This window comes from Cysteiniphilum sp. QT6929, from assembly GCF_030035755.1.
In the GTDB taxonomy this organism is placed as follows: Bacteria; Pseudomonadota; Gammaproteobacteria; order Francisellales; family Francisellaceae; genus Caedibacter; species Caedibacter litoralis.
Window position 1 is genome coordinate 227414 of sequence record NZ_CP103983.1, and the last position, 24799, is coordinate 252212.

28 protein-coding genes are annotated in these 24799 nt (G+C 38.5%); 12 read left to right on the top strand and 16 right to left on the bottom strand.

Going from position 1 to position 24799, the window contains the following annotated elements; genetic code table 11:
• Position 1: 1 nt before the first annotated feature.
• The 5 genes from msrB to rpsA all read right to left on the bottom strand — a co-directional run bounded on the left by msrB (position 2) and on the right by rpsA (position 5080).
• Positions 2-514 carry a peptide-methionine (R)-S-oxide reductase MsrB gene (gene msrB, locus NYP54_RS00960; RefSeq protein WP_283157499.1) on the bottom strand — a complete coding sequence of 171 codons (513 nt, stop codon included), beginning with the start codon at positions 512-514 and terminating at the stop codon, positions 2-4.
• A 357-nt stretch (positions 515-871) separates the two neighbouring features.
• Complete coding sequence (locus NYP54_RS00965) at positions 872-2167, bottom strand: polysaccharide biosynthesis C-terminal domain-containing protein (RefSeq protein ID WP_283156766.1); 1296 nt, start codon at positions 2165-2167, stop codon at positions 872-874.
• A complete protein-coding gene (locus tag NYP54_RS00970) occupies positions 2158-2478 on the bottom strand; it encodes a TusE/DsrC/DsvC family sulfur relay protein (protein WP_283156767.1) in 321 nt (106 codons plus the stop codon). The genes NYP54_RS00965 and NYP54_RS00970 overlap by 10 nt, the downstream gene beginning before the upstream one ends.
• Positions 2479-2777: 299 nt before the next feature.
• Positions 2778-3233: a hypothetical protein gene (locus tag NYP54_RS00975; protein WP_150468901.1), complete on the bottom strand. Its 456-nt coding sequence runs from the start codon at positions 3231-3233 to the stop codon at positions 2778-2780.
• Positions 3234-3418: 185 nt separating this feature from the next.
• Positions 3419-5080 (bottom strand): 30S ribosomal protein S1, encoded by a 1662-nt coding sequence (rpsA, locus tag NYP54_RS00980; RefSeq protein ID WP_283156768.1) that lies wholly within the window; start codon positions 5078-5080, stop codon positions 3419-3421.
• Positions 5081-5334: 254 nt separating this feature from the next.
• Here rpsA and NYP54_RS00985 point away from each other — a divergent pair, with 254 nt between their 5' ends.
• Positions 5335-6258, top strand: coding sequence for an ROK family protein (locus tag NYP54_RS00985; protein ID WP_117001235.1), 924 nt, complete (start codon positions 5335-5337; stop codon positions 6256-6258).
• A gap of 202 nt (positions 6259-6460) precedes the next feature.
• Positions 6461-6787, top strand: a complete 327-nt coding sequence (locus NYP54_RS00990; RefSeq protein WP_117001236.1) for a helix-turn-helix domain-containing protein — start codon at positions 6461-6463, stop codon at positions 6785-6787.
• Between the two features lie 10 nt (positions 6788-6797).
• Here the strand turns inward: NYP54_RS00990 and NYP54_RS00995 are convergent, their stop codons facing one another.
• The 10 genes from NYP54_RS00995 to minC form a co-directional block, all read right to left on the bottom strand.
• Positions 6798-7232 carry an MAPEG family protein gene (locus tag NYP54_RS00995; protein ID WP_283156769.1) on the bottom strand — a complete coding sequence of 145 codons (435 nt, stop codon included), beginning with the start codon at positions 7230-7232 and terminating at the stop codon, positions 6798-6800.
• Between the two features lie 22 nt (positions 7233-7254).
• Positions 7255-7506: a BolA/IbaG family iron-sulfur metabolism protein gene (locus NYP54_RS01000; RefSeq protein ID WP_151194076.1), complete on the bottom strand. Its 252-nt coding sequence runs from the start codon at positions 7504-7506 to the stop codon at positions 7255-7257.
• Positions 7507-7526: 20 nt separating this feature from the next.
• Positions 7527-7832: an STAS domain-containing protein gene (locus tag NYP54_RS01005; RefSeq protein WP_283156770.1), complete on the bottom strand. Its 306-nt coding sequence runs from the start codon at positions 7830-7832 to the stop codon at positions 7527-7529.
• Complete coding sequence (locus tag NYP54_RS01010) at positions 7804-8544, bottom strand: ABC transporter substrate-binding protein (RefSeq protein WP_283156771.1); 741 nt, start codon at positions 8542-8544, stop codon at positions 7804-7806. The genes NYP54_RS01005 and NYP54_RS01010 overlap by 29 nt, the downstream gene beginning before the upstream one ends.
• Positions 8544-9041, bottom strand: coding sequence for an outer membrane lipid asymmetry maintenance protein MlaD (gene mlaD / locus NYP54_RS01015; protein WP_283156772.1), 498 nt, complete (start codon positions 9039-9041; stop codon positions 8544-8546). Before mlaD ends, NYP54_RS01010 begins: the two co-directional genes overlap by 1 nt.
• A gap of 4 nt (positions 9042-9045) precedes the next feature.
• Positions 9046-9816, bottom strand: a complete 771-nt coding sequence (mlaE, locus tag NYP54_RS01020) for a lipid asymmetry maintenance ABC transporter permease subunit MlaE (RefSeq protein WP_283156773.1) — start codon at positions 9814-9816, stop codon at positions 9046-9048.
• 15 nt (positions 9817-9831) lie between these two features.
• Entirely contained in the window at positions 9832-10629 is a 798-nt protein-coding gene (locus NYP54_RS01025) for an ATP-binding cassette domain-containing protein (RefSeq protein WP_283156774.1), read from the bottom strand.
• Positions 10629-10928: a cell division topological specificity factor MinE gene (gene minE / locus NYP54_RS01030; protein WP_117001244.1), complete on the bottom strand. Its 300-nt coding sequence runs from the start codon at positions 10926-10928 to the stop codon at positions 10629-10631. Before minE ends, NYP54_RS01025 begins: the two co-directional genes overlap by 1 nt.
• A gap of 1 nt (position 10929) precedes the next feature.
• Positions 10930-11730, bottom strand: a complete 801-nt coding sequence (gene minD, locus NYP54_RS01035; protein WP_117001382.1) for a septum site-determining protein MinD — start codon at positions 11728-11730, stop codon at positions 10930-10932.
• A 103-nt stretch (positions 11731-11833) separates the two neighbouring features.
• A complete protein-coding gene (gene minC / locus NYP54_RS01040; RefSeq protein WP_283156776.1) occupies positions 11834-12517 on the bottom strand; it encodes a septum site-determining protein MinC in 684 nt (227 codons plus the stop codon).
• A 178-nt stretch (positions 12518-12695) separates the two neighbouring features.
• On the opposite strand from minC, the gene NYP54_RS01045 reads away from it, so the two are divergent.
• The 5 genes from NYP54_RS01045 (at position 12696) to NYP54_RS01065 (ending at position 17037) form a co-directional block, all read left to right on the top strand.
• A complete protein-coding gene (locus NYP54_RS01045; RefSeq protein WP_283156777.1) occupies positions 12696-13709 on the top strand; it encodes an iron ABC transporter permease in 1014 nt (337 codons plus the stop codon).
• Positions 13710-13779: 70 nt separating this feature from the next.
• Positions 13780-14751 carry a right-handed parallel beta-helix repeat-containing protein gene (locus NYP54_RS01050; protein WP_283156778.1) on the top strand — a complete coding sequence of 324 codons (972 nt, stop codon included), beginning with the start codon at positions 13780-13782 and terminating at the stop codon, positions 14749-14751.
• A 102-nt stretch (positions 14752-14853) separates the two neighbouring features.
• Entirely contained in the window at positions 14854-15273 is a 420-nt protein-coding gene (locus NYP54_RS01055; protein ID WP_150468902.1) for a hypothetical protein, read from the top strand.
• 161 nt (positions 15274-15434) lie between these two features.
• Positions 15435-16388, top strand: a complete 954-nt coding sequence (fmt, locus tag NYP54_RS01060; RefSeq protein WP_283156779.1) for a methionyl-tRNA formyltransferase — start codon at positions 15435-15437, stop codon at positions 16386-16388.
• 43 nt (positions 16389-16431) lie between these two features.
• Positions 16432-17037, top strand: coding sequence for a protein adenylyltransferase Fic (locus tag NYP54_RS01065; protein WP_117001250.1), 606 nt, complete (start codon positions 16432-16434; stop codon positions 17035-17037).
• Between the two features lie 111 nt (positions 17038-17148).
• Here the strand turns inward: NYP54_RS01065 and NYP54_RS01070 are convergent, their stop codons facing one another.
• Positions 17149-19296 carry an anthranilate synthase component I gene (locus NYP54_RS01070; protein WP_283156780.1) on the bottom strand — a complete coding sequence of 716 codons (2148 nt, stop codon included), beginning with the start codon at positions 19294-19296 and terminating at the stop codon, positions 17149-17151.
• Positions 19297-19529: 233 nt separating this feature from the next.
• Between NYP54_RS01070 and NYP54_RS01075 the strand changes: the two genes are divergently transcribed.
• The 5 genes from NYP54_RS01075 to NYP54_RS01095 all read left to right on the top strand — a co-directional run bounded on the left by NYP54_RS01075 (position 19530) and on the right by NYP54_RS01095 (position 24697).
• Positions 19530-19685 carry a hypothetical protein gene (locus NYP54_RS01075; RefSeq protein WP_283156781.1) on the top strand — a complete coding sequence of 52 codons (156 nt, stop codon included), beginning with the start codon at positions 19530-19532 and terminating at the stop codon, positions 19683-19685.
• 30 nt (positions 19686-19715) lie between these two features.
• Entirely contained in the window at positions 19716-20450 is a 735-nt protein-coding gene (locus NYP54_RS01080) for a glutathione peroxidase (RefSeq protein WP_283156782.1), read from the top strand.
• A gap of 89 nt (positions 20451-20539) precedes the next feature.
• The gene (gene rpe / locus NYP54_RS01085) at positions 20540-21199 is read left to right on the top strand and encodes a ribulose-phosphate 3-epimerase (RefSeq protein ID WP_283156783.1); all 660 of its coding nucleotides are present in this window, start codon (positions 20540-20542) and stop codon (positions 21197-21199) included.
• Positions 21200-21339: 140 nt separating this feature from the next.
• On the top strand, positions 21340-22743 hold the full coding sequence (locus NYP54_RS01090) for an amino acid permease (RefSeq protein WP_283156784.1): 1404 nt from the start codon (positions 21340-21342) through the stop codon (positions 22741-22743).
• Between the two features lie 259 nt (positions 22744-23002).
• Positions 23003-24697: an arginine decarboxylase gene (locus tag NYP54_RS01095; RefSeq protein ID WP_283156785.1), complete on the top strand. Its 1695-nt coding sequence runs from the start codon at positions 23003-23005 to the stop codon at positions 24695-24697.
• Positions 24698-24799: the final 102 nt, after the last annotated feature.

The window sequence follows — 24799 nt, forward strand, 5'->3', positions numbered from 1 at the left end:
GTTATTCCGATGGTTTGTTATCATCAAATAGATAAAGATAGGCGCCATAGCCGCTTTTAGCCATTTCATCTTTTGGGATAAACTTAAGTGCTGCTGAGTTCACACAATAGCGAAGTCCTGTAGGTTTTGGTCCATCATTAAAAACATGTCCTAAATGTGAGTCAGCCAGCAAAGATCGGACTTCCGTGCGCACGATAAAAAAGAACTTACGATCTTCTTTTTCCTGAATATATTTTGTATCGATCGGTTTTGTAAAGCTTGGCCAACCTGTGCCTGAATCAAATTTATCCGTTGAGCTAAACAGCGGTTCGCCAGAAACTACATCAACATAAATGCCTTCATTTTTATGATCCCAATAGCTATTTTCAAAGGGTTTTTCTGTTGCCTCTTCTTGAGTTACTTGATATTGCAATGTCGATAATGTGCTTAGCTTTTGCTGTTTTACATCTGCATTAAAATGTTGGTAATCAGTTGCCATTGCTATACCTCCTGTGCACATTAAGATAAAACTCATGCCAATATTATGTTGATACATCGAGATTCTCCTATTGATTATGATGAGTACATTCTAGCAGGGCAATTGCTGTGAAGTATTAATTTGGGATAACAAAATCAGTAATGTAACAGTTTTTTTACATCGCAATACTTTCTTGAAACGGTTTTTTCACATTTATCTGAATATAATGCATCCAATTCGATCACATGATCGTTAGAAACAATATTTTGAAATTCAAGTAATAGGAGCAGAAAATGACCGTAACAAAAGAAACACAGCAAAAAGCATCAACTTGGCAAAAGTTCAAAAAAGAATATATCAAGTTTTGTTCATTACAAGCGCAGTCACAGCTGTATTTATAATCGTAGCGTAGTGCTAGCATTGTTTATGGATAAAGGTAAAGATAGTTGGGTTAACACCAAGTTTCTTGATCACAAAATAAGTTAATACCAAGTTCCAGAAAATCATCGCAATCGCTGAGGCAATGGCGACACCAAAGGCATGTAGACTTGGAATAAGCGCAATGCCTAGGACAATATTAATAACAAGTGCGATGTAAAAGACACGACATGTTGTTTTCTCAAATCCTGCCATATTTAAAATGGTAAAGACACTACCACAGAGGACGTTGACCGCTTGACCAATCATTAATACACAAAATAGTGAGTAAGCTTGGGTATACGCCTGACCATAAAGTATAGTGATCCAATAACCTGCAATAATCAGAGCCACCATACCAAGTGCCGAAAGTCCGCAGATAATACGTGTATACTCGGTGATTTTAGTTTGAAATGCATCACGTGATAGCATTTTATAGTCATTGGCTACTTGCGCCATAATGTTGGCACTCACTGCATTTAAAACAAAGACGACTAAGGCGCTTAATTGCAGTGCCACGGCGTAATAAGCAATACTTTCATTATTAGAGAATATTTTCAGTAAGACAATGTCAATTTGGCTTAGTAATAAATTCCCCCATTTCAATAACATAAAAGAGAGGTTGCTACCCTGTGGCTTATGACTTTTAAATCCGTGTTTGACGCTTATTTTTAACCATAATATAAACATATAAAGGGTAATCGCAGCAAGCATTGAGCCAACAAGCAGGGGTGCATTGTGAATCTCGATCACAATATAGATGCCAATGATCAATAGCATAATCAGGCGCATGATAAACTGGATTAAGTTGGCATAAATCACTTTTTTATTAGCAACATAAAAAGACTGCAAAAGATTGGCAATAAAAAAAGGCAATGCAAATAAAAAGGCAAAAACCTCAATAAAACTGGCATTACGATCAAATAAATAAATATAGCTAAAACAGCCGATACAAGCAAAGATCAGAATAAGTATCCCGCGGCGCCAAAACCAGTTGTGTAGTTGGAAAACTTCTTTTGTACGTGTAACCCCGTTGTTGCTAGACCAGCCCCAGCTACGAGCTAAAATCCCATCGGCTCCTAAGGTGGCAATCACTGCAGAAATCGTGGCAATGGTTACACCAAACATATATTGCCCATATTCAGAAACAGTTAGATAGTGTGCCAATAAAATGGCAGAGGCAAAGGCAGTCATCTGTCCTAAGCCTTGTACAAACATTGTCCCTAGAGATTTGATAAGAATTTCATTGTGAAGTAATTTTTTAACTTTTACGGTTAACATCATTAAATGCATCTTTTAGGTTTGGGCAATCCTGCGATTTTAGCGGCTTGTACTGCAGGTGAGATCGGAAATAGGGTTTGTAGATAAAGGCTATTGCCAATGTTGCTGCCGTATTTTTCTTTGAGAGACTTCACCAAAAGGCGAATCGCCGGCGCTGTTTTATGTACCTCATAGTATTCACGTAAGAAATCAATAATTTGCCAATGCGCCTCGGTTAGTATAATATTTTCTTCTTTGGCAAAAATATAAGCAATATCAGCTGACCATTGTCTATGATCTTTCAAAAAGCCATGCTCATCAAGCAGTGTAGTAAATTGGATCATTAATATAGAAAAGGAAATTTTCAATCGCCATATGGTAGATGAATTTATACCCATCGTAAATCATTTTGCGGTGTTTGGTTGTAAAGTAGTTTGTGAAGATTTTGTCAAGCTGGATTGTAGGTAATAGTTGCCCTTGACAGAGTCTTTGGGCGCTCATTTGCTAAAACAATGAAACTATTCATTGTTTCTTAACGCATTCGCTATTATCAAAACTCAACTTGACAAAAACACGCAAAATATAAAGCAAAAAATTCTGTAAGATGGTTTGTGATGGGTATAGCTGTATAGTGAAGTTGAAATTAAACGGTTAGATTATATAAACCAACTTCAATATTGCCTAATACCTGTTTATATATCCAAGAAAATGGTAGTTGGTCAGGGTTGAAGTTATAAACATGTACATCCCAGAGCTTGGTTGATGCATCGTAATCAATAACCATATTGAGATAACAAGGCGCATTGCTGCTATTGCTTAAAGTATAAAATGAGCTATCAGACATCGTTTGAAAAGCAGGTAGTGGATATTCTGAATTATTTGTTGTTACCCAACATTGTTGAACCTCTGTTTGCGAAGGGAGGGTAACGCGTGCGCGAGAGGCAAAATAAATTGTTGTAATGCCTTTTTCATGGCGAACTCTTTCGAGTAATCCAAAATAGTTATCATTGATGTATTGATTCAACAGCAATGAGATATAACGTGTAGAGCTATCATTTTCTTCACATGAGTGATGTGTGCAAGAAGTTAATGAGAACATCGTTATTAAAAATATAATGATAGTTGAGGGAAATACAAACCATCTTGACGCTTTTCTAGGTAATGAAAGTTTCTTATATAAAAATGTCAACATGATTCGCAAAACAAATTAAGTCCTTTAATTTAGTCAAAATAAAACAGATAAAGCAAGAAAGGCAACATAATTGTTGCCTTATATAATTGCTTTTACTTGTTCAATTTTTCTTTGATCAAGTCACCAATGGTTGTTGGTGCCATTTGCTCAGCTTTGTAGTTAGTTTTAGCTGTTTTTTCCATATCTTCATCCAAGCCTTTGATTGAAAGGTTGATGCTGCGACGCTTAGTGTCAATATTGCTAACGCGTGCTTCAATTTCTTGACCTACTTTAAGAACATGGCGGGCATCTTCAACATGCTCACGTGAAATATCAGCAACACGAATGAAGCCTTCTACTTCAGGTGCAAGCTCAACGTTGGCACCATTTTGTTGAACAGCAGTGATAACACCAGTTACTTTAGCACCTTTGTCATTTGCAGAGGTGTACTGTGTAAATGGATCATCAGAAAGCTGCTTAATGCCAAGTGCGATACGCTCACGCTCGATATCAACAGAAAGCATAACGGCTTCGATATCTTCACCTTTCTTCAATTGCTTAACAACGTCTTCAGCTTTGTTCCAAGCAACATCAGAAATGTGTACCAGACCATCGATATTGCCATCTAAGCCAATAAAGATACCAAAGTCTGTGATAGAGCGGATCTTACCATTAACTTTATCACCTGGCTTATGTGCATCAGCAAATGCTTGCCATGGATTGATAATGCATTGCTTCATGCCAAGAGAGATACGGTGACGTGAAGCATCAACTTCTAATACCATCACTTCAACTTCTTGACCTAAAGAAACTAATTTGTGCGGATTAGCATTCTTGTTTGTCCAATCCATTTCAGATGTGTGAACAAGACCTTCAATACCCTCTTTAAGCTTAACAAAACAACCGTAGTCAGTAATGTTAGTGATTTTGCCCATAAGTTTAGTACCAACAGCAAGCTCTTCAGCAACGCTTGCCCAAGGATCTTCACCCAATTGCTTGATACCAAGAGAGATACGACCTTTATCATTATCAAATTTGATGATTTTAATATCGATTTCATCACCAAGCGCTAGCATATCACTTGGGTGCTTGATGCGACTCCAAGACATATCAGTGATGTGTAATAAACCATCAACACCGCCAAGGTCAATAAATGCACCAAAGTCAGTGATGTTTTTAACAACACCTTTAACAACTGAACCTTCGCTTAACTTCTCGAACAATGCTTCACGATCTTCTTGTGTCTCAGCTTCGATAACCGCACGACGAGAAACAACGATATTGTTACGCTTAGTGTCAAGTTTAACAATCTTAAGCTCGATATCTTTGTCTTCTAGGTGAGAAATATCACGTAATGGACGAACATCAACAAGAGATCCTGGTAAGAACGCACGTAAGCCTTTAACTTCAACTGTGTAACCGCCGCGAACGTGGTTTGTGATGCGACCCAATACAGTTTCTTGATCATCACATGCTTTCTCAAGTGCATCCCAAACTTCGATACGCTTCGCTTTTTCACGAGATAGACGTGTTTCACCGTTGCTATTATCTAATGCATCAAGCACAACATCTACTTGATCACCAACTTGAACTTCAATTTCGCCTTGATCATTTTTGAATTGATCAAGAGAAACGATAGATTCTGATTTTAAACCTGCGTCAATCCAAGCAAATTCACGATCAATCGCAACAATAGTTGCTTTGATGATCTTGCCAACACGCATTTCAGTTTCTTTTAGTGAAGCTTCAAAGAGGTCTTTAAAATTTTCAGTCATGGTTTAGTTCCAATATATCTTAAGCCAGTGGTTAGTTATACATTGAGTTTACGGCATTCACTGGAAAACTGCATAAACTCAGCCTAAAAGGTGGCAAGATTTTAAAGGATTGTCTTGATGTTTTCAATCAGTTGTTGCAGTTTTGTGCAAAAAAGTCAAAAGTTAAATGGTTTATCCGCTTTCTATTAGCTGAAATAGTCGAAGCGGTATATGCTAATGCTACACATCCTTTAAGTAAAGCTCGCTAATACAATATGAAGAGTTACCTATGTTTTGACCTAGGCGGTACCTACACCAAATATGCACTGATTGATCTGGCGGGAAATATCGTTACAGCTGATAAATATCACACCGGAGAAATCATCGATCCTGAGGCGCTGCTTCAGCAATTTATTGTGCGTTTTGTAGAATTAAAAAAGACATATCACATTGTGGGTGTTGGTTTTTCGTGTCATGGCATTGTAGATCCTCAAAGAGGTTGCATTGCTTTTGGTTCACCTTATGTTAAAGCGCTAGAAAATTACCCGTTAGTTGAGCGCTTTAAACAAGAAACAGGCGTTGAGCTTGTGGTGATTGAAAATGATGTTAATGCTGCTGCCATTGGTGAAGCAGTCTATTGGCAGGAGAGTCATTATCAGAACTATCTTTTTTTAACATTGGGTACGAGTATTGGTGGTGCAATTATTATTAATGGTCAACTGTATCGTGGATTTAATAATGCAGCAGGTGAGTTTGGCTATTTGCTGACAAATGCACAGGATAATCAACAAAACAGTGGTAAAGCACAAAATATGCTACCAGGGGCTTGGGAAAGTTATGCTTCAGCTAAAGCGTTATTAGTAAGCTATTGCGCTGCAACACAATGTAAAGAGGTAAGTATAGCGCATTTTAAAGAGCAGTTATTTAATAAAAACCCTATTGCGCTACAGGTGTTTGAAGCGTATTTGCATCAGGTTGTTGTCGGACTTATTTCATTGACGCATATCTTGGCGCCTGAGCTGATTATCATTGGTGGCGCGATCTCAGAGGAGACATTTTTTATCAAAGCATTACGACAACGTTTTCAAGAGAAAGTATTGCCTTTTTATAACGAGGTAAAAATTATGCCAGCACATCTAGGCAATCATGCTGGCGTGCAAGGGGTTGCTGTTTTATTGAACAAAATGAAGGTGTGTTAACGATTATTTGCGTGAAGTGCTTGACGGATGCCGTAAGTTTGGTTATCAATAACAGCAGAAGTTAAATTACAAAAATAACTAAAAAACAAAAATTTAAAAAAAGTTAAGTTAAATAAACAGAAGTTTAAACGTCTTAAGGTGACTATCAGCATGAAGCTAAAAATGAACACGATGTTTAGATGGAGGAAGGAGTAATAAAACAATGGCAAATCAATATTCTCAGAGCTTTGAAATCATTCTGTCAAAGAAGTATGGAAGACCAGCAGAAGAAGTACTAAAGGATTATTCAAACGAAGGCTTAAGTTATGAGGACGTTGCTGGCAAGTTTGGCTTTAAAACCACGACGGTGCGGAAATGGTGTCGTAAATACAATATTGAGCTGTTGGGCCCTACGGATGGTAATGCTGCAAAGGCTTATGAGACACTTTATCAATCAAGTCTTAATGCTGTTTCTGTCAATACTTATAACGTACTGTATCGCTCTTGGTCAATTGATCATCAGTACTTTACGGTTGATAGAAAAAATTAAGCTTTGATGATTAATGCAGCTTAATCAACTCGATCAGCAGCGTTAGAATTATCGTAAACAAAAAAGCAGTTGATAATAAAAACGAGCAGAGTCTTAAGCTTAAATTATTCGTTGTTAAGTGGATGATTGAGTTAATGATCCTAAAGCTAACAAATAGCCAACCAAGGATGAGAAAATAGCTGATCTGCATGAGCTCTGGATTGAGCAAGATAATGATAAAGCAGATATAAAAGAGCACAGGCATTTGAAATAAGTTATCAAGATGTCTTGAGGTGATTTCAAGCCAAAGATGCTCTTTCTTACAAAAATCCATCGTCCGCAAATCATTCAGTGTGATTTTTTCTTTGCGAATAGCATGAATACGACTAAATAGGGTGATAAAAACACTGACGATGGTAAGAATCATCATCACAATAATCGGTATTGACCAAGCGGTTGTTGACATTGTGATACTCCAATTATTAGGTTTACTTAGCTAATGCTTGCCATTTTTCAGGTGTGTATGTTTTCATAGCAATGGCGTGCAATTCACCTGATGCAATGTACTCATTAATTGCGGCATAAACCATCTGTTGTTGTTTGACTTTACTTAGAACCCCGCTAAAAACATCACTGATAATCGTTGCATTAAAGTGCACGTTATCATCACTTTCAATCAGTGCGGTGGTGTTAGCCCCTAGTTTATTCTCGATTAAAGTTTTTAATTCGACTGTATTCATGATTTGTAGTCTCTTATTTGTTATTGTTTTATAAAAGGTGAAAATAGATTATCCAAACCGTGGATGTTAATCAATGATTTAGCATTTTCTGAAACAAGACCTGTAAACTGCAGGTCAATGTTATTGCTTTGACAGTGGTGGATAATATGCATAAGAAGTGCGATGCCGGCGCTATCAATCTCTTGAGTATCATTAAGATCAATTGCTAGTGTTGATGTTACCGATTTAAGCGCACGATCTAGTTCTTTTTCAATGCTTGCAGCGTTGCTAAAATTAAGATCGCCTTGCAGGCTAAAACTATTTGGATTTTTTATTGATAAGCTCATTGTTTTTTTTCTCAATGGCAAGGTTAATATCTTTAAGGGTTTTATAGTCTTTAAACTGCGCTCTGAAGTTATCTAATATGCTGACACCCGCAACAGATAGATCATAAATTTTCCACTTAGCTGCAGCGTCTTTTCCTGCTTCGTTTAGCATTTTAATACTCAAATCAGAAGAGGATTGATTTTGCAAATTAATGATTTTGCCAGTTACCACAATAAGACGTTGTCCTTGCCACGAGTTGTTGCTAAAGGGAAATATTTGAATATCATAATTACCTGCTTGAGCAATATTCTCAGCATATGAATAGGCCAACATTTGTGTGATTTCAGTGATAAACTTCTGTTGCTCGGGCTTATCAGCTGCTTGCCAACGTCCTTTGCCAACTAAAAGTTGAGCGATGATATTAGTCGCTAAAAGTGGCATCACATGCGTATCAATTAACTGGATCAGTTCTTTGGGGTTTTGACTTAATTCATTTTTTGATTTAATCAATGTTTTTTGTGTTTCAACAATAGATTTTTGCAGTAGTGCTACTGGATCGGTATTTGTTGCAGGTTTGCTAACCTCGGCAGCGGGTTTTGTGCCCGCAGAAGTTGCGGTTGTTACCGTTGTTGCAGGTTTAGCGTCAGCTGCATAGCTTAGCTGTATGCTACTTGCTGCTAAAATGGTACTTACCACTGCTATAATTTTTTTTGTTCTATTTACTTTATTCATTACTTCTTATCTCCAGAACCTGATACAAAGGTGTTGATCAGTGAGTTTAGGTTAATGGCTGAAGAGGTATTTGACAACTCTATGGTGCTACCATTTTCTAAGTATTTACTGTTATATAACCCAGATATGTCCATATCTGATGGGTGAAGGGCAATAAAACTATCGCCTAAAATACCACTTGTATCAATGGCAGCGCCATAGCTGCTAGGGATATTGCTATAGCGTTTATTGATGTTTAAAGTCACATCAGCAATAAAGCCATTATAATTTGGTGTTAAGGTGATGCTGTCAACTTTACCGATTTCAACACCGGCAATACGTACTGCAGCACCCGGGCGCAAGCTGCCGATGTTTTGAAACTGTGCTTTGACTTGATAAGAGCTATTATCAAAGCCAGAAAGCGACATTCCGCTAACTTTTAATGCCATAAAGATAAGTGCAACAATGCCAAGAAGGACAAAAACACCTACTAATAGCTCATAAGATTTCTTATACATTTTTTTAAACTCCTTTGAACATTAAGGCGGTCATTAGAAAGTCTAGACCTAAAATTGCTAAAGAGGAATAGACAACGGTCTTTGTTGTGGCTTGGGCAATACCTGCGGAATTAGCGCGACAATTATAGCCTTGATAAAGCGAGACAATCGCCACGGCAATGCCAAATACCAAGCTTTTTAAAATACCGTTCATTACATCATCATAAAATAATACTGAAGCCTGCATGTTACCCCAGAATGTACCACTAAAAAGACCCAATAGTTTGACACCAATAAGGTACCCACCCCAAATCGAGATGGTTGAGAAAAACAAATTTAAAATAGGCACACTTAAAACACATGCCCAGAATCTAGGTGCCAAGATAAAACGCACGGGGTCAACGCCCATCATATTAAGGCTGGCAAGTTGTTCAGTGGCTTTCATTAACCCCACTTCAGAGGTTAGTGCGCTGCCTGCGCGTCCAGCAAATAATAAAGCAGTGACTACGGGTCCTAGCTCACGAATAATGCTTAAGGCAACCATTGGACCTAAAGCCGATTCGGCGCTGAATTTAGCAAGTGTATAAAAGCCTTGTAGTGCTAAGACAAAACCAATGAATAAACCTGAAACCAGAATGATCAAAACCGAGTTTATGCCAACGTGATAGGTTTGCGTAATAATGCTACGTGGATTGCAACGCCCAAATGTCATCTCAAGTGCCAGTAATATTGACTCACCGAGATTGGTTATTGTATTTAAGGTGTTGCGACCAAGCACTTGGATTATTTTTAGCATGAATCACTTCCTCATTTATTGCAATGTGCTTAAGAAGTTAGGCGCAGGATAATCAAATGCCACCGGACCGTCTGCGCTACCGGATAGAAACTGTGAGACAAATGGGTCTTTACTGTTTTTGATAAATTCAGGTGATCCTTCAAGCATCACTTGTTGATTGGCAATGATAATGACATGATCAGCAATGCTCATCACCTCATCAATGTCATGTGAGACAATTACGGATGTCATATGCAGCGCATCATTAAGCTCTTTGATTAGGGTTAAAATTACCTTTAAAGAAATAGGATCTTGACCAGTAAAAGGCTCATCATAAAGCATAAGATCTGGGTCTAATGCAATGGCGCGCGCAAGCGCCACGCGTCGAGCCATACCACCTGATAACTCGCTAGGCATCATATCAGCTGTGCCACGCAGTCCAACAGATTGCAGCTTCATTAATACTAAGTTATGAATGAGGTGTTCACTTAGGTTGCTGTTTTGACGCAGAGGGAAGGCAACATTATCAAATACCGATAATTGCGTGAAAAGAGCGCCTGATTGGAATAAAACGCCCATTTTCTTACGTAAAGCCAGTAATGCTTTTTTATCTAATGAATCAAGCTCATGATCAAGTACACGAATATCACCGCTTCGAGCTTTTATCAGGCGACCAATCAGGTGCAAAAGGGTGGTTTTGCCAGTGCCTGAGGGACCTAATATTGCGGTTATTTTCCCCTTGGGGATATTGCATGTTAGGTTTTTATAAATGCATTTTTCACCACGGAAAAAGGAGACTTTATCAAAGCTTACAGCAAGGTGATCGTGAGACATTAGGCGTTTAATGCTTGTTTAGGTTGGTTTGACTCTTCAGGGATAGTAACATTAAGCTCAAGGACAGATCTATCTCCTTGGCTATCGATGTCAATTTTTATGTCATTATGTCCAATATTGACGTATTTTTTGACAACCTCAAGAATGTCATCTTGCAGTTTATTGATGAAATCTGGTTTTTTAATACCAGAGTGAGCTTCATTTCGCTGGTGTGATACGATGATCTGTAAACGCTCTTTAGCGATATGCGCGCTATTTTTTACTTCAGGTTTACTTTTAAAAAAATTAAACAATCCCATGTTACTTTCCTCCAAATAGACGCTTTAAAAGCCCTGGCTTTTCTGCAGTGATAAAGCGCAGTGGTTTATCATGACCTAAGAAGCGCTCAACAGCATCAATATAAGCTTGACCGGCTTCGCTGTCTTGATAAGCGGTTACCGGCACACCTGAATTTGATGCTTGTAATACCATTTTTGATTCTGGAATAACACCTAATAGCGGGATAGATAACACATCTTTGACATCATCAAGTGATAGCATTTCACCTTGCATAACACGTGTCGGATCATAGCGTGTAATCAAAAGCTTAGCGTCAACGGCTTCACCATTTTCTTTGGCTTTACGTGTTTTACTGGATAGCACACCAATGATACGATCTGAATCGCGCACAGAGGAAACCTCAGGATTGGTAACCACAATCGCTTTATCGGCATGGAGCATTGCCATTAATGCGCCTTTTTCAATACCTGCAGGCGAGTCGCAAATAATATAATCAAAATTTGCTTTAAGCTCCTTCATAATATCTTCTAAGCCAGCTTCGGTTAATGCATCTTTGTCGCGCGTTTGTGACGCAGGTAGAATGTAAAGATTTTCAGAGCGTTTATCTTTAATCAATGTTTGATTGATGTTTGCTTCTTTATTGATAAGACTGATTAAGTCATAGACAACGCGGCGTTCGCAGCCCATGACAAGGTCAAGATTTCTAAGACCGACATCAAAATCAATAACAACGGTTTTAAAGCCCTTCATGGCTAATGCTAATGATATCGCGGCACTTGTTGTGGTTTTGCCAACACCACCTTTACCTGAGGTGATGACCACGGTTGTGGCGCGCGGTTTGGCATTTTTTTTGGTTTGTTTGGAATCTGTGCTCACAGTATTTAATCCTTGATTCAATTGTTATTTTCTTAAAAAGGGGGGGAGCCTAAATTTGGCTGATCATGATTGTACCGTCTTTTAGCTGTATTTGATAGCCATTATTGTCATTTCCAAGCGGTTCAACAGGTTCTTCAAAAATTTTATACTGACCTGCAATTGATACAAGATCTGCTTCTAATTTGTGACAAAAAATTCGCGCACTGGTATCGCCATCTAAGCCAGCGACTGCACGTCCACGTAATGTACCATATACGTGAATATTGCCACTGGCTAATAACTCAGCGCCTGAACTTACGGACGATAAAATAATCAAGTCACCGTTTTGTGAGATCACTTGCTGACCTGAACGCACGCGTGAGCTGATGATTTTGTGTTGTGACGTTGAGACTTTATTAACGGAAACCATCGGCGCGGGAATGTTTTTCCCTTCTTTGAAGATTGGAAAACCTTTCGATTGTAAGGCATCGGTTAACGTCTGATCAGGTAATCTAAAGCCTACGGTAAGTAGTGTGTGTTTTCTTAACATCTCGGTTAAGTTTTCGATAAATTCAATCGTTAATCCGCTTGTTAAGGCAGTTAATTCAATGACCATTGGAGTATTATTAAAGAATTGCGGCGCTTGTTTTATCTTGGTTGTGATTTGTTTTTCAATGTCCTCAAGATCTGTACTCAATATTTGTAATACGCTCAACGTAAAGAGACTTCCCTTGATTTGAAAAGCTGCCGGCATTTTGTTTCCCTTGTTATTTTGTCGCACTTTACCAATAATGGTAGCGCAAATGCATTATTGTATCGTTAAAATATATCGATTTTATAACGAATATCATGATAATTGGCAAGGCTAATTATGCCTTTAGGTGGTAAATTATGGTGAAAGGGCGAAAAAGTTGCAAACACAGATAAATAAAGTGAGAAAAATTAAAAAAATAAATAAGGCAAGTAGAGTTGTTGGCTTTAATCTCATATTAGGCTTATTGTTGCTCGTGCTGTTTGTTATCGTGAGCTCACTGTCGTATGGGCGCAATGTGCATTTAAACAGTTTGCTAGCTAGTCAGTTGTTTTGGCAATATCAACTCATCATCTGGGTTGCGGCAACGCTTGTAGGTGGTGGTTTGGGTGTCAGTGGTGCCATTTTGCAGTTGGTATTACGTAATCCATTAGCCGATGCCAGTATTTTAGGCGTCTCCTCGGGCAGCCAATTTGTTGGGTTGGTGCTGTTGTTTATCTTACCTGCCTATTTTGTGACATTGTCGCATTATTCGTACTTGCTTTTTTTCCTTGCGTGTGTGTTTGGCGCATTTATCGTGCTTATTGTGTTTTTGCTGGTGATTAGCTTTCAGGATCGCCTTGCTAATATCGCCATAGTGATTTTGCTTGGTGTCGGTGTTTCAGCGATTTTTAGCGCGTTAACGGCGTTGATTATGAGTTTTAGCCAAGCGCAAACCTTGCAGCAAATCACCTTGTGGCAGTTTGGCGGCTTCGTCAACATCACTTGGCAGCAGGTGATATTATTAGCTATTATTACCATGATATTTTGCAGTTTTGCTTATTGTAGAAATCAGGCATTTGATTTATTGAGTCTGGGTGAATCTGAGGCAATGATGATGGGACTTGATGTCAAAAGATTATTGATTCAGTTGGTTGTGTTATTGGCATTCTTAATTGCTGCGATTGTCTCGGTTGCCGGCCCCATTGCCTTTTTAGGGCTTGTTGCACCTCATATTGCCAGAATGTGCATTGGTACGAATAAAATGAAGTATTTGCTGACCAGCAGCTTTTTGTGTGGTGCGATTTTAATGCTAATCAGTCAGTTTTTATCGCAAACTTTGCTTTATCCCATGGTTATTCCTGTTGGTGTGATTACTTCTTTAATTGGTGCACCGTTTTTAATCTTCTTGGTGATTCGTGAGCTTAGTCGATAACAGAAGAGTTGTTGCTATTTTGCTTTAGCCAACTACACTCAAAGCATACGCATAATTTGAGGAAATATAGATGAGAATCATTTTAGCAACATTATCTGTCCTTTATTGTTTTTTTAGTCAAAATGGCTACTCTGCTATTAATTTATCAACGGTGTATGTAACTAATCTAAATGACAGCGGCATAGGTTCTTTAAGAGAGGCTCTTATATTTGGGAATCGCAATATTGTGTTTAAAACCCAAGGCACAATTAAGCTTAACACACCTATTGTAATAAAAGACTTAGCTTATATTAATTTGGCCTTTCCAGAAGATACACAGATAGAAAACCAAGGAATTTACATTTCAAACAGTCATAATATCAACTTAACCAATCTGCGTATTCGGTTTGCTGCAAAATATGGGCTATTAATTACAAATGGTGCGCATGATATTGTAGTCGATCATGCTTCAATCGAAAATTCGAGTCAGAGTGATGTTGAGTTTGGTAAAAATGTCGATATTAATAATAGCAGTTATAACATTACCATCAAAAATAGCATTATTGCTTATGTAATCGAGGGTGTTGACGTGCTAAATATAAAATATAAGGGGATGCTTGTCACTGACAATAACATGACGCCTGCTCCAACCAAAATCACGCTATTTAATAATTTGTTTTACAATAACTTTCAGCGATCACCACAGTTTTCAAGTCCAGGTGAGCTAAACATGAGCAATAATGTCATTTATGGATGGGGTAGTTATGGGACTAGGGTGCGTAACAAAGCAATATCAACCCTATCAGATAATTTATATCTTAATCCTCAAAGACCCAACAAGGAAAAGGATGCACTTATTCTTGCTGAGGGTACCACCAATGTGCTCGTGGGAAATATGATTCTCAAAAATCAAGGCTTCGAATGTGTGGCACTTGATCAAAGCCCTAATGACAAGACATGTAGCTTGTTACAACGAAATAAGGACAGTTATGGTGCTTTGCCTCGCGATGCATTTGATAACATTATCATGACAGACGCCTTACAGGCTTTACCTGCATTATAATCATGAAATATGACAATCAGCCATGAGCCATCTGGATTGTCATAAGCCGACTGTGCTATGATACGCGCTAACCAAAACCAGAGTATTGATTTATTGATTGCTATGAGTCGTTTTCAACAAAATATTATTTATGCAGGGATTTTAATTGCCGTAATTGGCTTTTTTTGGGCGATTGTCCCTAAAACAAAATACGAAGCGCATGCGGTGTATTTACCGCAAACCAAAGAAATTTACTCGCCGGTCAAGCTTCAGGATGTGCAGTTTTATGCCTCAGAAGATATGAATTTAAGAAAGGCGGTGCCTGTGGTTAATGGGCTTAATGAATCGCCAATTGGTATTATCCGTGTTGATACGCATTATACGAGCAAAAAAGAAATCCAAGCAGCGTGTGAGCAAAATGTGCAAAAAGCCAAAGAAGTAGCAGCGCAGTATGGTGCCACCAAAGTCATTGGTAATTGTGTGGCTTCAGGCAATACTGGACCGTTAGATGGTGCTAATCTTTACGCTTACGCTTATCATTAATCTATTGAGTTTTCTAAATAAATAGCGATAAGTAGCTATGCAAATATTATCAGGTATTTTTCTGGATTCACGGATCAAATCCGAGAATGACCGCAAACCGTCATATTCTGGCTAGATCCGAATATCTATGATTATCAATAAACCATTGTTTAGGTGCTTATATGTCAAATAATCCTAAATCGTTACGTATCGTCTTTGCTGGTACGCCAGATATCTCAGCACATGTGCTAAGTGCCTTACTTGAAGAAAATTACAATATTGTTGGCGTTTTCACGCAACCAGATCGTGCTAAAGGGCGCGGTAAAAAACTGGAGTGCTCGCCAGTTAAAACGTGTGCTTTGGTGCATGATATTCCAGTGTTTCAACCGTTATCATTCAAAAAAGAGCCTGAAGCAATCAAGCAACTAGCCGATTTAAATGCCGATGTGATGGTGGTTATTGCTTATGGTTTATTATTGCCAAAGGTGGTGCTGGAAACCCCTAAACAGGGCTGCATTAATATTCACGTATCGCTTTTACCAAAATGGCGGGGGGCTGCCCCCATTCAGCGTGCGATTGAAGCAGGTGACAATAAGACTGGTATTACGATTATGCATATGGATGAAGGCTTAGATACTGGTGATATCCTACATGTGATTGAAACGCCTATTTTAGACAATGACACTAGTTTAAGCTTACATAATCGCTTGGCAGAGTTATCAGTCCCTGCTGTTTGCACTGTGCTAAAAGAGATGGCAGAGCATACATTAAACCCGCAAGTGCAGCCTGAGGGTGCGACTTATGCCCATAAGTTGACTAAAGAAGAAGGGTTGATTAACTTTAATAATCCTTGTCACGTAATTGATTGCAAAGTTCGAGCCTTTAGTCCTTGGCCAAGTGCTTATATGATGATTGATGACGAAGCAGTCAAGTTTGCCGATATTGAGATTATTCATCAGATGTCAAATTCGGCGATTGGTGGCATTATTGGCGTAGATAAAAAGGGACTTAAAATTCAGGCGCAAGATGGTATAGTCAATATTGGTTCATTACAATTCCCAGGCAAAAAAATGCTGGCTGTAGCAAGTATTCTTAATGGTAAAGATTTAAGCTATCTTGTAGGGAAAGTGGTTTAACGGGATGCTTAGACTGAGGTGATTAACTTGGAGAAACTTAAAAATGATTTTGGCAAATAAACTAAATATCACCAATCAATTAGAACTGGCTAAAGCAGAAGAAAAAATAAGTAAGCAGAAGGCGAAACAGCTATTTATCAGTGGTGATATTGATCAGGTTGAAGTTGGCAAATTCGCGGGATTATCGTATATCCATGCTTATCTTTTTGCAGAGATCTATGATTTTGCTGGCAAAATTCGTGAGGTGAATATTGCCAAGGGTAATTTTCGTTTTGCACCTTTGATGTATCTTGAGCAATCATTAAAATATATCGATGCTATGCCACAAACCAGTTTTGATGAGATTATTGAAAAGTATGTTGAGATGAATATCGCACACCCATTTAGAGAGGGCAATGGACGTGCAACACGCATTTGGCTAGATTTGATCCTAAAAAAAGAAATTCAGCATGTGATTGACTGGAATCAAGTGGATAAGGATGAATATTTATCGGCAATGGAGCGCAGTGTGGTTAAGGATATTGAAATCAAAGTTTTGCTCAAACAAGCATTAACCACGCAAATAAACGATAGGGCGCTCTTTATGAAAGGCATAGATATTAGCTACTACTATGAGGGGTATAGTGAGTTTAAGACTGAAGATTTGTAATGTGGTTATGTATAAATAACCTCTCCCCCTGTGGGATAGGTCGTACAGCTTAAGCTGTAAGGGTGAGGGGGAGTTAAAATTTAACTTATTCTTGATGAGCTGAAATACTTACTACCTACTAATCAATGAACTCAACACATTCTGCACAATCTTAATCCCGCTATTATGCTTTAAAGTTAATATTGATTCAGGATGAAATTGCACGGCGATTGCAGGATGGGTTTTATGCTGTATTGCCATGATATGTTGATGCTCATTGCTCGCAATGACGCTCAAGCAATCAGGCGTTGTTTCTGGATCAGCAATGATTGAGTGATAAGCAGCAACCTCAGCGTGTTGTGGTACGTCTTTAAAAATATCACTTTGATGTGTCAGTTTCCAAGTTTTGCCATGATGTGGATTATCAAGATAGCTAAGTTTGCCACCAAAGGCTTGAAACATGCCTTGAAGACCTAGGCACACGCCAAATTGTGGGATGCCTGCTTTGGTGATGTCTCTAATCATTAGCGGTAGCTTAAAATCATCAGGTGTGCCAGGGCCTGGTGAGTAAATCACTAAATCAGGTTTTTGTTTGATGATTTCATCAGCAGTAATGGTGCCCGTGCGATAGGTGCTAAGCTTAACACCCAGTTTACGAAAATAGCTTGCCAAGGTATGCACAAAAGAGTCTTCGTGATCAATCATAATCGCTTTGATGTGATCAAAGCGCTGTGCTTGCCATGTGTCTTGGCTTGCTTTGGGATTAAATTGCCCTAGAGCTTTATAAAAAGTCGTCGCTTTAGTGATTGTTTCCAAGGCTTCTTCCTGCGGATTTGAATCCCATACTAAAGTCGCACCTGATTGATAATATGCCATATTATCTTTTAAGTGTACGGTGCGGATGGTGATGGTTGAGTTAATATCACCATTAAACCCTAAGCAGCCAATTGCACCTCCATACCAATTGCGCGGTTGCTTTTCATTGTGTTCAATCAGGCTTACCGCGCGCTTTTTAGGCGCACCAGTCAAGGTGACTGCCCACATATGACTTAAGAAAGCATCAAGACCATTATAACCATCGCGCAATACGCCTTTAACATGATCAACAGTGTGGAAAAGTCCGACATAACGTTCAATCGTGCGCCTTGAGATCAGTTCAATACTATCAGGCTCACAAATACGCGCTTTGTCATTGCGATCAACATCGGTACACATCGTTAATTCGACTTCATCTTTGTAGGAATTCAGGAGTTCGCGAATTTTTAGCTCATCTTCCATTGCGTTATTGCCACGACGAATGGTGCCAGAAATTGGGCAAGACTCAACATTTTTGCCTTCACAGCGTACAAACATCTCTGGTGAGGTGCCGACGATTTGTTCATCGCCTAATTGACAGAAAAACTCATAAGGGCTTGGATTCATTTGTTTTAAGCGTGTATATAACTGCGCAGGAGAGCCTGACACACGCGCTTTAAATAGGCGGCTATAGACAACTTCAAAGATATTGCCTTTTTTCATTTCTTCTTTGGCGCTTTTAACAAGTTGGGCATATTCTTCATCAGAGATTGAGGTCTCAATTGTCGATTGTGCGCTGAAGTCTGTTTGATCAATGGCAAGTAGTTTAAAAGCATCAGTTGAGCTGTTTTTTGTGGTTAATTGATGTTGGCTAAATTCTAGAGTTAACTCAAAAGCTTGATCCTTTTGCTTATCAATAGCATAAACGTGATCAGCGAAAAATAAGTGATAAATCTTACTGTCCTGAGTGCGTGTTTGCGTTAGAGGCATTGTTTCAAAGGCAAAAATAAGATCATACGCAAATGCGCCAAAAAGCCCAAGCATGTTATCTTTTAACGGTGCAAATTCTTGATTAATAATACGTAACACAGAAGCGACAGATGGCTGCAAGCTGCGGTTTTCTTCGCTGAATGTTTCATTGGATAAATGGATTGATAATATCAAGGTGAGCTCAGTATGCTTTTCTAAGCTGACATGGGCGTTGCCCGCAAAAATGGGCTTTAAAAGCTGTAACAAGATAACACCACGTGGGTTAAGCGCATAAAAAACAACATGATCACCATAGGCAATAATCTCAAGCGGTGGATTATAAAACCCAAGCTCCCAACGATTATAGCGCCCTGGATATTCAATTCCTGAGGAGAGCATCATGCCTTTATATTGATGCAGGGCTTCAGTAATATGATTTAAGGTTGTATATTGGCATGGTGTTTTTTGATAATGTACGTCAATGCCATGTTTACTAATAAAGTTTTGGGTATCCATAGTCATCCTTTTAAAATTAAACAGTCTTGTTCTTGTATTTTTGTAACGATACATAAGTATGTTGATGCTGTCGATAGTTTATTGTATGTTTTTTTGTTGATGACAGTTGTCTTTGGTAAGGTGTGAATTTTTAATAAAAAAAACTGATCAATAATTAAAATACAATATATTTATCACATGCTTGAGCGTTTGTTATAGTGTTGACATCACAAAGAGCACTAAGGAAGAAAAGTATGAAAAAGATTACAAGTATCACAATCAGTGTTATGTTGTTAGGTGGTAATCTTGCGTTAGCAGGCACAGATTTTTATGCAACATCTACAATGGCAAAACAGGTGTATAAGACGCAAATACATAGTCTAAATGCATCAATCAATATTAATGAATAACGAAGCAATCAATAAAACAGGAGTCAATAAATGTTCCCAAATTTAGAAAACCAGCAAGTACCAAATGTCACGTTTAAAACCATGCAAGATGGGCAGTGGCAGGATGTGACAAGCGATGATATTTTTAAAGGTAAAAATGTTATTGTGTTCTCATTACCAGGCGCTTTCACGCCAACGTGTTCATCATCTCATGTACCGCGGTTTAATGAGCTGTTTCCAGTATTTAAAGAGCATGGCATTGATCGCATTGTTTGCATGTCAGTCAATGATACCTTTGTGATGAACGCGTGGAAAAAAGAACAAAAGGCTGAAAATATCGATTTTATCCCTGATGGCAATGGTGAGTTTACCGAAAAAATGGGGCTTTTGGTTGATAAAGAGGCTTTAGGTTTTGGTAAGCGTTCATGGCGTTATTCAATGCTTGTAAAAGATGGCGTGATTGCCAAGATGTTTATTGAGCCAAATAAAGCAGGTGATCCGTTTGAAGTCTCTGATGCGGATACGATGCTTAAGTTTGTTGCACCTAATGCGCAATTACCGAAAGAAGTGACCATTTTCACTAAGCCAGGGTGTCCACATTGTAAACGTGCTAAAAAGTTATTGACAGAGCAGAATCAAGGCTATGAAGAAGTCGTGTTGGGGCATGGCGCTTCAATGCGTACCGTCAAGGCGTTAACTAATCGCCAAACCGTACCGCAAATTTATATCGATGGTCAGCATATCGGTGGCGCGGATGATTTGGAGAAGTACTATAGCGGCAAGTAACAAATTGATTTAAATAAAGCGTAAGCCTTTTGCGCTGCATTAAGGTACAATCACAGGCATTGTTGAGTGGCTATAAGGAGCATCATTAGATGCATTTTCAAATCAACCCATCCATTTTATCGGCAAATCTTGCACATTTAGGTGATGATGTTAAAAAGGTATTAAAAGCCGGCGCTGATAATATTCATTTTGATGTGATGGATAATCACTATGTCCCTAACTTAACATTTGGTTCAATGATATTAAAGGCATTGCGCGATGATGGCATTAATGCTGGCATGGATGTGCATTTAATGGTTGAGCCTGTTGATTCGATGATTGAGAGCTTTGCTAAAGCCGGAGCGACAAGTATTGTCTTTCACCCTGAGGCATCAAAGCATGTTGATCGAAGCTTGGGGTTAATCAAATCTTTTGGCATTGATGCAGGTATTGCTTTAAATCCGGCGACGTCTGTTAGCGTCTGTCAGCATGTGCTTGAAAAGGTCGATAGGCTACTCATCATGACGGTAAACCCAGGATTTGGTGGGCAGAGTTTTATCGATGCGATGTATGATAAGATAAGCACGACAGCGCAATGGATTAAAGAATATAAAAGTGATATTTTGCTCGAAGTTGATGGCGGGGTGAAAGTCGATAATATTGCTCAAATTGCAAGCTGTGGAGCTCAAGCATTTGTCGCCGGATCAGCAATTTTTAATGCGCAAGATTATAAGGAAGTTATTGATAAAATGCGCCAACAACTCGGATGAAAAAAGACCATAAAAAAGCCCATAAAAAGTGGGGCAAAAAAGATTGATGAAAAAAATATTTTTTGACCTTAAATTTTTGATTGACCCGCAAAAAAATTGGCTCTAATATTCGCACTTTCTGTCACCATAAAACTTAAGGCATGATCGCAATGACGGAAGTAAAAACACTAAGAAAAGACCTTAAACTACGCCATCTGGAATTGATTTCTTTGGGAGGCATTATCGGATCAGCTTTTTTCCTCGGCACGGGATATATTATTGCCCAAGGAGGTCCTGCAGTTTTAATATCTTATGCCTTAGGCGGATTGATTGTGTTTTTAGTGATGCTTTGTCTGTGCGAGCTAACGGTGGCAATGCCCAGTTCAAGTTCGTTTATTCAGTATGCTAGTGATTATATTTCACCAACATGGGCATGTGGCACAGGGTGGTCATACTGGCTTAATTGGATTGCTTATATTCCGGCTGAGTGTACGGCAGCTGGCATTATTATGCATTATATTATCCCAAGTGTGCCTGCATTTACTTGGGCGATGCTATTTGGATTGATGATTACCGTTATTAACTTATCCAAAGTACGTATTTTCGGTGAGATGGAGTTTTGGCTGTCGATTGTTAAAATTGTCGCGATTGTGATGTTTAGTGTGTTGGCAATATTCATCTTTTTTGGACTATATAAAAGTGGCGGCAAAATGCCAACGATTGGTACTGAGTATTTGCTTGGTGATGGTGGTTTCTTCCCGCATGGCAAGCTTGTTGTGATTAGTTTAATGGTCATGCTACTTGTCAATTTCCAAGGGTCTGAAATCGTGTGTTTAGCAGCGGCTGAGTCAACTGATACTGATGTTGCTATTCCACGTGCTTCACGCAATATTGCTATTCGTATCGTGTTGCTTTATCTAGTACCAGTATTGCTATTAGTGCTCATATTCCCATGGAATAAAATGGAAAGTGATACTTCGGTTTTTGTTCTAGCATTGCAGCAATATGGTTTTCACTGGGTCGCTGGCGTCTTTACGTTTGTGATTCTAACAGCAGCTTTTTCATGCGCTAATAGTGGCATGTATGCAACGGTGCGTGCGTTGTATGGTTTGTCAAATCAAAAGATGGCACCAAAAATATTCTCAAGACTTAATCGCCATCAAGTGCCAATGCCTGCGGCGATATTCACTTTAATTTGCATCTGGATATTTTTGATTTTGTCATACTTTTTCTCGTCAACAGCAGCATTTTCTTACCTTTTAAGCATTTCTGGCTTTACCGGTGCGGTATGCTGGATTTCAATTTGCTGGTCACAATACAACTTTAGAAAGCATTGCAAGAAGCACAAGATTGAATTAAAAGGCAAGTTCCGTACGCCATTTTATCCATTGGTGCCACTCTTGGGAATCTGGTTGCAGGTTGCTTGTTTGGTGCTGTTATTTTTCAATGAAGAATTAAGACCAGCCTTCTACTTTGGCGTACCGGCAGTACTCTTACCAATGGCGATTTATTGGCTATATAAAAAGTACAGCAAAGCCAGTAATCATATTGAACAGAGTTTATAGATAATCTTTTTATTTTTTTTAGCAAAAAAATTTATTTACAGCGAAATAACTTGCTGTTACTTTATGCAAAATTTTTAGCAGTCTTGATTTTAAGTGCTAGACTTCATATATGAATCAACGCTTTAAATCAAACTTGTCTGATGAGAGTCAGATAATTGTTTAATTGGCACAAAACGGGAGTTTCCATGGCCTTCAATGAATAGGGCGCACATGAGTTAAATAGCTTAAGGTGCGCTTTACAAACTATAGGAGAGGTTCTATGCATAATATCAATTCATTTAACACACGTAACACATTTCAACCCTACTTCAGTTATGATGAAAACAATCAGTTGTGTGTTCATTATGGTCAGAGTTTCACACAGTCGAAACCACTCACCGAGATCATTGACAAAGTACTACAAAAAGGCGGCAGTAAGCCTTGTGTACTAAACTTTAAACACATCACTGAAGATAGGATGTTAAACCTCTACCAAAGTTTTGCCAAAGCAATGGAAAATTACCGTTATCAAGGTGCTTATCAGTTAGCGTATCCGATCAAAGTAAACCCTAATGCTGCGGTGATGGAGACCTTAAAAGAGTGCGCTTATAAATATGATTTACCTTTTAACTTTGAAGTTGGCAGTAAGTCTGAGTTGCTAAGCGTTTTAGCACTTGCTGCAAAGGAAAATAATATCATTTGCAATGGCTTTAAAGACAAGGCATTTTATGAACTTGCCAACTTAGCTGCCAAGCTAGGTTACACGGTCATTATGGTGCTCGAAAATGTTGATGAATTAGCAGTTGTTAAATCTCTAAGCTATGAATCGGCGATTTACTTTAAATTAGGCTACCGTACAAAGCCATTTCATGAGGATTTGCATAGTGTTAAGTTTGGTCTTAGCTTAAAAGACATTCATTTTGTTAATAATGAACTAAAAGCGCTTAATTTGAGTGACAAAGTGGTATTGCTGCATGGACATATCGGTTCACAACTTAAGCAGTTAAGTCAGGTTGAGAAGCATATTAATATGATGGTTTGCTTATATGGCAACCTATTAAATGATTGTAAAAATCTGACAATGATTGATTTAGGTGGTGGCTTAGGTATTGATTATGAAGATACCCAAAATCCACGTTTTCAATTGCCATATTATGCTGAAACGATTGTTAGAACATTTAGCTATTTTGTCGATCTTTTCCAACTGCCACCCCCAACGATTATTACTGAGTCAGGCAGAGCTGTGACGGCGATGTCAAGTGTGTTAATCGTTTCACCTCTTTATCAAAAAGCAGAGAATGAAATTGTTACTCAAACAAGCTATGACGAGGCTTTACAAGCAGGGTGGTTAAATGGTGAAATTGATTTAGCTGACTTGGTTGACAGCTCAAGTGTCAGCTATTTGGGCGATCAAAATGCACAAAAGTTATGGCTTAATTTCTCGTTATTTCAGTCTTTACCAGATCACTGGGGGATTGGACAACATTTCCCATTATTACCAGTAACACACTACTCAGAGGAAGAAAGCATCGACTGCCAGCTATTTGATATCTCATGTGATGCCGATGGTGTTTTTAAAGATAAAGAAGGCAATGATTATATTAACTTGCCATGCACTGAGATTAATGATCTTGCCTTTATGTTTGTCGGTGCTTATCAAGATATGCTCAGTAGCAAGCACAATATCATTGGGCGTACGACCTCTGTTGAGGTGGATTTTGTAACCTATGATGATTGTGTGTTATATGTTGAACAGGCTGAAGATTATCATGCACTATTGTGTCAGTATGGACATAATCCGCTGCAATTAAGCTCAAGGCTGCAACGTTTGGCTTATTTTCATTTAACGGAAGAGTTAACAGATCATGAGCAATTGCTATTGGATAATATCCTAAGTGGCAATCCTTACTTGCAATTGGCAGATGCCGAACAAGTAGCTTATGATTTTAATCAGCAAATATTCAATAAAATCTAAACCAAAAAGACAGTAATAAGCAGATAAAAATACGATTGCTTTGGTTTTCATAAGCAATCTTTGTTATGATTTTGCCAGTTAAAACTAAACCTCAGGATGTGC

Bases quoted from the DNA above. Each gene is read 5' to 3' on its own strand.
- msrB (WP_283157499.1), bottom strand. From the start codon at position 514: ATGAGTTTTATCTTAATGTGCACAGGAGGTATAGCAATGGCAACTGAT.
- NYP54_RS00965 (WP_283156766.1), bottom strand. From the start codon at position 2,167: ATGCATTTAATGATGTTAACCGTAAAAGTTAAAAAATTACTTCACAAT.
- NYP54_RS00970 (WP_283156767.1), bottom strand. From the start codon at position 2,478: ATGATCCAATTTACTACACTGCTTGATGAGCATGGCTTTTTGAAAGAT.
- NYP54_RS00975 (WP_150468901.1), bottom strand. From the start codon at position 3,233: ATGTTCTCATTAACTTCTTGCACACATCACTCATGTGAAGAAAATGAT.
- rpsA (WP_283156768.1), bottom strand. From the start codon at position 5,080: ATGACTGAAAATTTTAAAGACCTCTTTGAAGCTTCACTAAAAGAAACT.
- NYP54_RS00985 (WP_117001235.1), top strand. From the start codon at position 5,335: ATGAAGAGTTACCTATGTTTTGACCTAGGCGGTACCTACACCAAATAT.
- NYP54_RS00990 (WP_117001236.1), top strand. From the start codon at position 6,461: ATGGCAAATCAATATTCTCAGAGCTTTGAAATCATTCTGTCAAAGAAG.
- NYP54_RS00995 (WP_283156769.1), bottom strand. From the start codon at position 7,232: ATGTCAACAACCGCTTGGTCAATACCGATTATTGTGATGATGATTCTT.
- NYP54_RS01000 (WP_151194076.1), bottom strand. From the start codon at position 7,506: ATGAATACAGTCGAATTAAAAACTTTAATCGAGAATAAACTAGGGGCT.
- NYP54_RS01005 (WP_283156770.1), bottom strand. From the start codon at position 7,832: ATGAGCTTATCAATAAAAAATCCAAATAGTTTTAGCCTGCAAGGCGAT.
- NYP54_RS01010 (WP_283156771.1), bottom strand. From the start codon at position 8,544: ATGAATAAAGTAAATAGAACAAAAAAAATTATAGCAGTGGTAAGTACC.
- mlaD (WP_283156772.1), bottom strand. From the start codon at position 9,041: ATGTATAAGAAATCTTATGAGCTATTAGTAGGTGTTTTTGTCCTTCTT.
- mlaE (WP_283156773.1), bottom strand. From the start codon at position 9,816: ATGCTAAAAATAATCCAAGTGCTTGGTCGCAACACCTTAAATACAATA.
- NYP54_RS01025 (WP_283156774.1), bottom strand. From the start codon at position 10,629: ATGTCTCACGATCACCTTGCTGTAAGCTTTGATAAAGTCTCCTTTTTC.
- minE (WP_117001244.1), bottom strand. From the start codon at position 10,928: ATGGGATTGTTTAATTTTTTTAAAAGTAAACCTGAAGTAAAAAATAGC.
- minC (WP_283156776.1), bottom strand. From the start codon at position 12,517: ATGCCGGCAGCTTTTCAAATCAAGGGAAGTCTCTTTACGTTGAGCGTA.
- NYP54_RS01050 (WP_283156778.1), top strand. From the start codon at position 13,780: ATGAGAATCATTTTAGCAACATTATCTGTCCTTTATTGTTTTTTTAGT.
- NYP54_RS01055 (WP_150468902.1), top strand. From the start codon at position 14,854: ATGAGTCGTTTTCAACAAAATATTATTTATGCAGGGATTTTAATTGCC.
- fmt (WP_283156779.1), top strand. From the start codon at position 15,435: ATGTCAAATAATCCTAAATCGTTACGTATCGTCTTTGCTGGTACGCCA.
- NYP54_RS01065 (WP_117001250.1), top strand. From the start codon at position 16,432: ATGATTTTGGCAAATAAACTAAATATCACCAATCAATTAGAACTGGCT.
- NYP54_RS01070 (WP_283156780.1), bottom strand. From the start codon at position 19,296: ATGGATACCCAAAACTTTATTAGTAAACATGGCATTGACGTACATTAT.
- NYP54_RS01075 (WP_283156781.1), top strand. From the start codon at position 19,530: ATGAAAAAGATTACAAGTATCACAATCAGTGTTATGTTGTTAGGTGGT.
- NYP54_RS01080 (WP_283156782.1), top strand. From the start codon at position 19,716: ATGTTCCCAAATTTAGAAAACCAGCAAGTACCAAATGTCACGTTTAAA.
- rpe (WP_283156783.1), top strand. From the start codon at position 20,540: ATGCATTTTCAAATCAACCCATCCATTTTATCGGCAAATCTTGCACAT.
- NYP54_RS01090 (WP_283156784.1), top strand. From the start codon at position 21,340: ATGATCGCAATGACGGAAGTAAAAACACTAAGAAAAGACCTTAAACTA.
- NYP54_RS01095 (WP_283156785.1), top strand. From the start codon at position 23,003: ATGCATAATATCAATTCATTTAACACACGTAACACATTTCAACCCTAC.